Genomic DNA, 7,021 nt, shown 5'->3' on the forward strand with positions numbered 1-7,021 from the left:
GGGACGAGCGGCGATGAGCCGTCCACCGGCGGAGCACCACCCACCGCGCAGCACCACCCACCGGCGATCCTCACGCCGGACGCGACCGCAGCCCCTCCAGCAGGATGTCGAGCAGCCGCGAGGACGCGGCCGCCTGCTGCGCTGCGTCGGGCAGCGTCGGGGCCGCCGTGGCTATCACCAGCAGCACATCCGCCACCGTGACATCGGCCCGCAACTCCCCGGCTGTGTGCGCCCGGTCCACCAGCCGGCCCACGACCTCCAGCAGCTCCACGGCCCCCGTGCTGTCGTCGGCGAGGCCGGGCAGCGCCCCGGTCACCGGCGGCCCTTCAGCGACCCGAGGGGCCGACCGCTGCTGCGGTACGCGCGTCTCCTCCGGGGAGGTCTCCGCCTCACCCAGCAGGGCGTCACCGCCGAGGACGCCGTCGCCGATCTCGGCCGCTTCGGCCACTCCCACGCGCAGCACCTGCGGAGGCAGCAGCCGCCCCGCACCCGAAGCCACCGACGTCCGCAGGAAACGGGCGAGCGCGGACCACGGCTCGTCCTCCTGCCCAAGTGCCGTACGGGCCTGCTCAGTCAGGCGGGAGGTCTCCTCCTCCGCTATCCGGTTGACCAGGACGTCCTTGCTCGGGAAGCGGCGGTACACCGTGCCGACGCCGACTCTCGCCCGGCGCGCGACATCCTCCATCGGCGCGCCGTACCCCAGCTCGCCGAACACCTCGCGGGCGGCCCGCAGTACATGCTCCAGATTGCGCTGTGCGTCCACGCGGAGGGGCGCCGAGCGCGGGACCGTACCCGCGCCCGCCCGTCCGCTGGTCTCAGCCGGGACAGCAGCCTGCCAATGAGCTTCCTGAATGTGCATATGCGATCCCCCGGTAATGATGTCTCCCCCCGGAGACTCCCCGCCTGGTCCCCCCGGAGCTCAGACCCGACACCCCGGCGAACTACGAACATAGTTGAGCAAGGGGCGATTCAGAAGAGGGTAGTTCCGCACGGAGCGCCCCCCGATCGGAGTATGGGCCTGGACTCTCCCTATTCCGCCCCGGTGCCCACTCCCCGTCCCACCCGCTGACCTGCGGCCCTTCCCTTCACGCGGGGAAACACTCCGCAACGGCGCGCCGGTGTTCTCCGGTCACACAATTTGCCGGGCCTGTGGACAAAGTCGATCGCCCGTTGCCTCATGGGACAGTGACTGCTCCCCTCTCCCACGAGACGAACCCCGGGCCGGACCAGGGACCCGGGGCCGGCACGCGCATCCTCGTCGTCGGCGGCGGCTATGTCGGCCTGTACACGGCGCTGCGTCTCCAGCGGAAGCTGAAGGGCGGCGAAGCAGAGATCACTGTGGTCGCCCCCGACCCTTATATGACGTATCAGCCGTTCCTCCCCGAGGCCGCCGCCGGTTCCATCTCGCCCCGCCATGTCGTCGTGCCGCTGAGGCGGGTCCTCGACAAGTGCCGGATCGTCATCGGTGAGGCCACGGCCATCAACCACGCCGAGCGCACCGCGACCGTCACCACCCTCGCGGGCCCCGAGGACGGCACCGGCGCCACGCGGCTCACCTACGACGAACTCGTACTCGCCCCCGGCTCCGTGTCCCGCACGCTGCCGATCCCGGGTCTCGCCGAGCACGGCATCGGCTTCAAGAGCATCGAAGAGGCCATCGGGCTGCGCAACCACGTCATCGAGCAGATGGACATCGCCTCGTCGACCCGTGACCCGGCGGTCCGCGACGCCGCACTGACCTTCGTCTTCGTCGGTGGCGGCTACGCGGGGGTCGAGGCGCTCGCCGAGCTGGAGGACATGGCGCGCTACGCGTCGCGCTACTACCACAACGTCGACCGCGACGACATGAGCTGGATCCTGGTGGAGGCCGCCGACCGCATCCTCCCCGAAGTCGGCCACGAAATGGGCCAGTACGCGATCCGCGAGCTGCGCAACCGCAATATCGACGTACGCCTGGAGACCCGGCTCGACAGCTGCGACCACCGGGTCGCCGTGCTGAGCGACGGCGCCCGCTTCCCCAACCGGACCCTCGTCTGGACCGCGGGCGTCAAACCGAACCCGGTCCTCGCGGCGAGCGACCTCCCGCTCAACGACCGCGGCCGGCTGCGCTGCACGGCACAGCTCGCGGTCGAGGGAACCGCACACGCCTGGGCCGCCGGTGACGCGGCGGCGGTCCCCGACCTCACGTCGGACGAGCCCGGCACCGAGACCGCGCCCAACGCACAGCACGCCGTGCGTCAGGCGAAGGTACTCGCCGAGAACGTCATCGCCTCACTGCACGGCAGGCCACTGAGCAACTACGAGCACGCGTACGCCGGTTCGGTCGCCTCGCTCGGCCTGCACAAGGGTGTCGCCCACATCTACGGACGGAAGGTGAAGGGCTACCCTGCCTGGTTCATGCACCGCGCGTACCACCTCAGCCGTATACCCACCTTCAACCGGAAGGCCAAGGTTCTCGCCGAGTGGACGCTCGCCGGACTCTTCAAGCGCGAGATCGTCTCGCTCGGTTCGCTGGAACACCCGCGAGCCGAATTCGAATGGGCCGCCGGCGGCGACCGCCCGCAGCGGGACTGACGCCGACAGTGCCGCCGGTCACACCGGGCGTGTGACCATAGGTGCACCCAGACCCACCCAGAACACCCCGTACGACCCGGATCCCCCCGCCGGCCGAGCAGCAGGTCCCAGCCGTTCCGTCACGACAAACACGACAAACGAGGCTTGAAAAGCAGTGAACTTCACGCGCTGGAGCTCCCGGCTCCCCGGAACACAGCGCCGCGCCGCCGCGCGGACCGACCACAGTTCCGTGCCAGCAGCCCGCGGTGAGTCCGCCCAGCCCCCGGGCCGGGAAGCCGAGTTGACCGCTGATCTCGACCAGCTCCCCGCGCTCGACGAGCTCTCCGTCCGGGAGATCCTCGGCAGCCTGCCCGCTCTGGTCGCCCTGGTGTACGGGCCCGAGCACCGTGTCGCGTACGTCAACGACGCCTACACCGCGGCCTTCGGGCCCCGCTCCACCGGCGCGTGCGCCGCCGACGAGCTGCCCGAACTGGCCGAGCTCGGCCTCTTCCCGCTGATGGACCAGGTCCTGCGCAGCGGAACTCCTCGTACCGTCAAGTCCCGTCGCGTACAGGCCGGTCCTGGCGCCGGTTCGTACACCGTGACCTGCACCCCGGTCCCCGACCTCCTGGAGCACGGCGGGGTTCTCGTCTTCGCCGCCGACGTCTCCGACCACGCCGACGCGGCCGAGCGGCTGCGCACCAGCGAGCGCAGACAGCGCGAAACGGCCGTCACCCTCCAGCGTTCACTGCTGCCCCAGGAACTGGAGCAGCCCGACGACCTGCGTATCGCCGCCACCTACCAGCCGGGCGGTACGGACGCGGCCGTGGGCGGCGACTGGTATGACGTGATCACCCTCGGAGCCGGGCGTACGGCCCTGGTCATCGGCGACGTCATGGGCCACGGGGTCCGGGCCGCAGCGGTCATGGGCCAGCTCCGCACCGCCGTCCGCGCGTACGCACGGCTCGACCTGCCCCCGCACGAGATCCTGCAGCTCCTGGACGGTCTGGTCTCCGAGATCGACCCCAACCAGATCGCCACCTGCCTCTACGCCGTCCACGACCCCAACGAGGGCCGCCTCGCCTACGCGTCGGCCGGTCATCTGCCGGTGCTGGTCAGGGACGAGGACGGCACGGTACGCCGGGCCGCCGACCCCACGGGCCCACCGCTCGGGACGGGCGGCTGGCAGCACACATCGGACTCGATCGCGCTGCCGCCCGGCTCCGCCGCGGTGCTCTACACCGATGGTCTGGTGGAGCGCAGGGGCGAGGACATCGACGAGGGCCTGACCGCGCTGGAGCGCGCACTGTCGGGTGCGTCCGGCGCCCCGCAGGTCGTCTGCGACCGGCTGTTCCGCTCGCTCGGCGTCACGGCCGAGCACGACGACGACGTCGCGGTCCTGGTCGTCCAGCACCCGGCGCGCACGGGTGCGGCTGCCGAGCTGTTCCACAACGCGGCGCTCGACCTGCTGGGCGGGGTGGAGGCGGCTCCCCGCGCGCGGGCCTTCGCCTCCGGCGTGCTGACGTCCTGGAGGTTTCACGTGGAACTTCACGACCTCGGCGTCATGGCGGCCAGCGAACTGGTCGCCAACTCCCTCCAGCACGGCACCCCGCCGATGCGGCTGCGACTGCGCAGGACGGACCGCAGGCTGATCATCGAGGTGACCGACGGCGACGACCATCTGCCGCGCCGCCGCCGTGCCGAGCCCGCGGACGAGGCGGGCCGCGGCATCTCGATCATCGCGACGATCGCCTCGTCCTGGGGCTCCCGCCGTACGCCGGGCGGCGGGAAAGCGGTCTGGTGCGAGTTCGCCCTCCCGGAGAACACACCAGCCCGCCCCGGCCTGCTCCCGTAGGCGACCCTGCTGCTCGGGGCCGGGTGCCGTCCTTCAGTGCGGGGCGGCCGCCGGTTCCGGCAGATGCGTGGCCACGACCCGCGAACCGTGTCCGAGGGACGGATTGTCCTGTACGGGGGTGAGTCGCCGCCCCAGCCGCAGCGCCAGCGTGGTGATCCCGAGGGAGAACACCACGAAGGTCGCGATGTACAGCAGATGCGCCGAGGCCCCCATCGGCCCGCCGACGGCAGGTCCGATGGCCAGCGCCAGCTGCTTGACCAGTGCGAAGGCCGAGTTGTACTGACCGACCATGGAATCGGGCGCCAGATCGGCGACCAGCGGCGCGACGGTCGGGGACAGCATGGACTCACCGAGCCCGAACAGCGCGTACGTCGAGATGAACGCGGCGGTCGCCATGGTCTGGCTGCCGTGCCCGAGCCCCGCGTACCCGGCGATGACCCAGGCGAACGCCCAGATCAGCCCCACTCCCGAGATCACCCGTGAGCGCCGCCGCTTCTCCACGACCTTCAGCACCACGAACTGGGCGACCACAATCACGGCCGTATTGGCGGCGAGCGCGATTCCGAGTGTCGAGGGCTGAATTCCGGCGGCTTCGGTCCCGTAAGCGGCAAGCCCGGACTCGAATTGTCCGTAGCAAGCGAAGAAGACGACAAAGCCGAGCACGCAGAGCTGCACCATGGCCCGGTGCCTGAGCAGTGCGCGCACTCCGCCGCCCCGGGGCTGCGGGGCCAGTTCCAGACCCGGAGCGCGGGGCAGCCGGACGGATGCCGCGATCCCCGCGAGCGCGAGGAACATGGCGGCCTCGATGGCGAAGAGCAGCGTGAAGCTGCCGGGCCGGCTCGCGTCGACGATCTGGCCGCCGACGAGCCCGCCGATACCGAGCGTCAGGTTCTGCAGAAAGAACTGCATGGTGAAGGCGCGGGTCCGGGTGGACGGGCTGGAGCACCAGACGATCATCGTGGCCAGGGCGGGCTGCATGACGGCCGTGCCCGCGCCGAGCAGGGCGGCCGACAGGACGACCGTCACGACGCCGGCGGAGAGCCCCATGCTCATCGCGCCGACCGCGGCCAGTGCCGCGGCCCCCACCAGGACGGGCAGCGGTCCACGGCGGTCGATCAGCCGGCCGGTGAAGGGCAGGACGACCAGGGCGGCCACCGCGAAGACGGCGAGCACGGCCCCGGCCGTACTCGATCCGAGCTCCCGCACCTGCGACACATAGATGTACAGATACGGAACGGTGAACCCGATGCCGAACGCGCTCAGCGCGGTACCTGTCTGGATCCGACGCATCGCGGCACCCATCGCCTTGGTCACCACTCACCACCTCTCGAAGTTGAAGACTTCAATGCTAAAGTTCGAAGCTCAACAATACACATCGAAGGACTTCGACGCCAACGGGTTACATGGGATACTCCCCGGCATGCCTGAGTCCCCCGGCCCGCAGGAGCCGACCCTCGACGAGCAGATCGCCGCCTACCAGCGCGAATTCCGTGACCTCGACCCCCAGGTCGAGAAGGTGGTCTCGGCCCTCGGCCGGCTGAACCGGCGGATGAACGTCGCGTACGGGCGTCAGGTCGCCGACCTCGGCATCAGCAATACGGAGTGGGAGGTGCTGAAGACCCTGGTCCTGGCCGGCGCCCCGTACCGGATGGGCCCGGGGGAGCTGGCGAAGCGCCTCGGCCTCACCCCGGCCGCGATGACGCACCGCATCGACCGGATGGCGGGCGAGGGCCTGGTCACCCGCGACCGGGACGAGAACAACCGGGTCCGCGTCATCGTCGAGGTCACGGACGAAGGGCGGGCGAAGTGGCTGGAGGCGATGCGGATGGCCACGACCTTCGAGGAGGACCTGCTCCAGGACCTGACCGACCGGGACCGCGGGGCACTCGGGGAGATGCTGACGATCCTGCTGCGCAGGGTGGAGGACGCCCAGCCGGACGCGGGCGGCCGCCTCACCGATCTCGACTGACCGGGGCCGAACCCCGTGACGAAACAATGGGGTTGACAGCGGCGCCGGGGCCGGTTGACGCACCACCGGCCGATCTGTAAGGTTCTTCGAGTTGTCACGGGGCCGGAACGGTTCTGCGACAGCCACTCCCGCCGCACATGCGGCAACCAAACTCAGCACGATCTCCCGTCGGGGAGAATTTCGGCATGCCGGAATTCAATCTCGACGACCGGTGGGACCCGATTATGAGTCACCCGGGATATCCGCTAGAGTTTGAAACGTCGGAACGGCCCAACGGCCGGGATGACAAACCCCGCTGACTGGGGGTCAGGCCGAAAGGATCTGATAGAGTCGGAATCGCCGGAATAGGGAAACGCGAAAGCGTGGAACTGGAAAGCGACCCCGGCCGGCCGGGAATCGGACACGAAAGAGTCTGATAGAGTCGGAAACGCAAGACCGAAGGGAAAAGCCCGGAGGAAAGCCCGAGAGGGTGAGTACGAAGGAAGCGTCCGTTCCTTGAGAACTCAACAGCGTGCCAAAAGTCAACGCCAGATATGTTGATACCCCGGCCCACCTTTGGTGGGTTGGTGGTTCCTTTGAAAAAGACCTGTTCCGGCCTTCGGGTCAGGGGCAGGCGACACACAGCGAGGACGCTGTGGACAGTC

The 7,021-nt window shown here is 69.8% G+C and carries 5 protein-coding genes; 3 read left to right on the forward strand and 2 right to left on the reverse strand.

The genetic code is table 11. The annotated features are described in order from the left end of the window. Window positions 1-70: 70 nt before the first annotated feature. On the reverse strand, window positions 71-859 hold the full coding sequence (locus OG510_RS19700; protein WP_406138399.1) for a TetR/AcrR family transcriptional regulator: 789 nt from the start codon (window positions 857-859) through the stop codon (window positions 71-73). Window positions 860-1,185: 326 nt separating this feature from the next. Between OG510_RS19700 and OG510_RS19705 the strand changes: the two genes are divergently transcribed. After that, window positions 1,186-2,574: an NAD(P)/FAD-dependent oxidoreductase gene (locus OG510_RS19705; protein ID WP_406138401.1), complete on the forward strand. Its 1,389-nt coding sequence runs from the start codon at window positions 1,186-1,188 to the stop codon at window positions 2,572-2,574. Between the two features lie 154 nt (window positions 2,575-2,728). Beyond that, window positions 2,729-4,408, forward strand: coding sequence for a SpoIIE family protein phosphatase (locus OG510_RS19710; protein WP_406138402.1), 1,680 nt, complete (start codon window positions 2,729-2,731; stop codon window positions 4,406-4,408). A 33-nt stretch (window positions 4,409-4,441) separates the two neighbouring features. On the opposite strand, the gene OG510_RS19715 is transcribed toward OG510_RS19710, so the two are convergent. Further along, a complete protein-coding gene (locus OG510_RS19715) occupies window positions 4,442-5,710 on the reverse strand; it encodes an MFS transporter (RefSeq protein WP_406142461.1) in 1,269 nt (422 codons plus the stop codon). Between the two features lie 118 nt (window positions 5,711-5,828). On the opposite strand from OG510_RS19715, the gene OG510_RS19720 reads away from it, so the two are divergent. After that, a complete protein-coding gene (locus OG510_RS19720; RefSeq protein ID WP_406138403.1) occupies window positions 5,829-6,377 on the forward strand; it encodes a MarR family winged helix-turn-helix transcriptional regulator in 549 nt (182 codons plus the stop codon). Window positions 6,378-7,021 lie beyond the last annotated feature (644 nt).

Source organism: Streptomyces sp. NBC_01089, from assembly GCF_045162975.1.
Classification (GTDB): Bacteria; Actinomycetota; Actinomycetes; order Streptomycetales; family Streptomycetaceae; genus Streptomyces.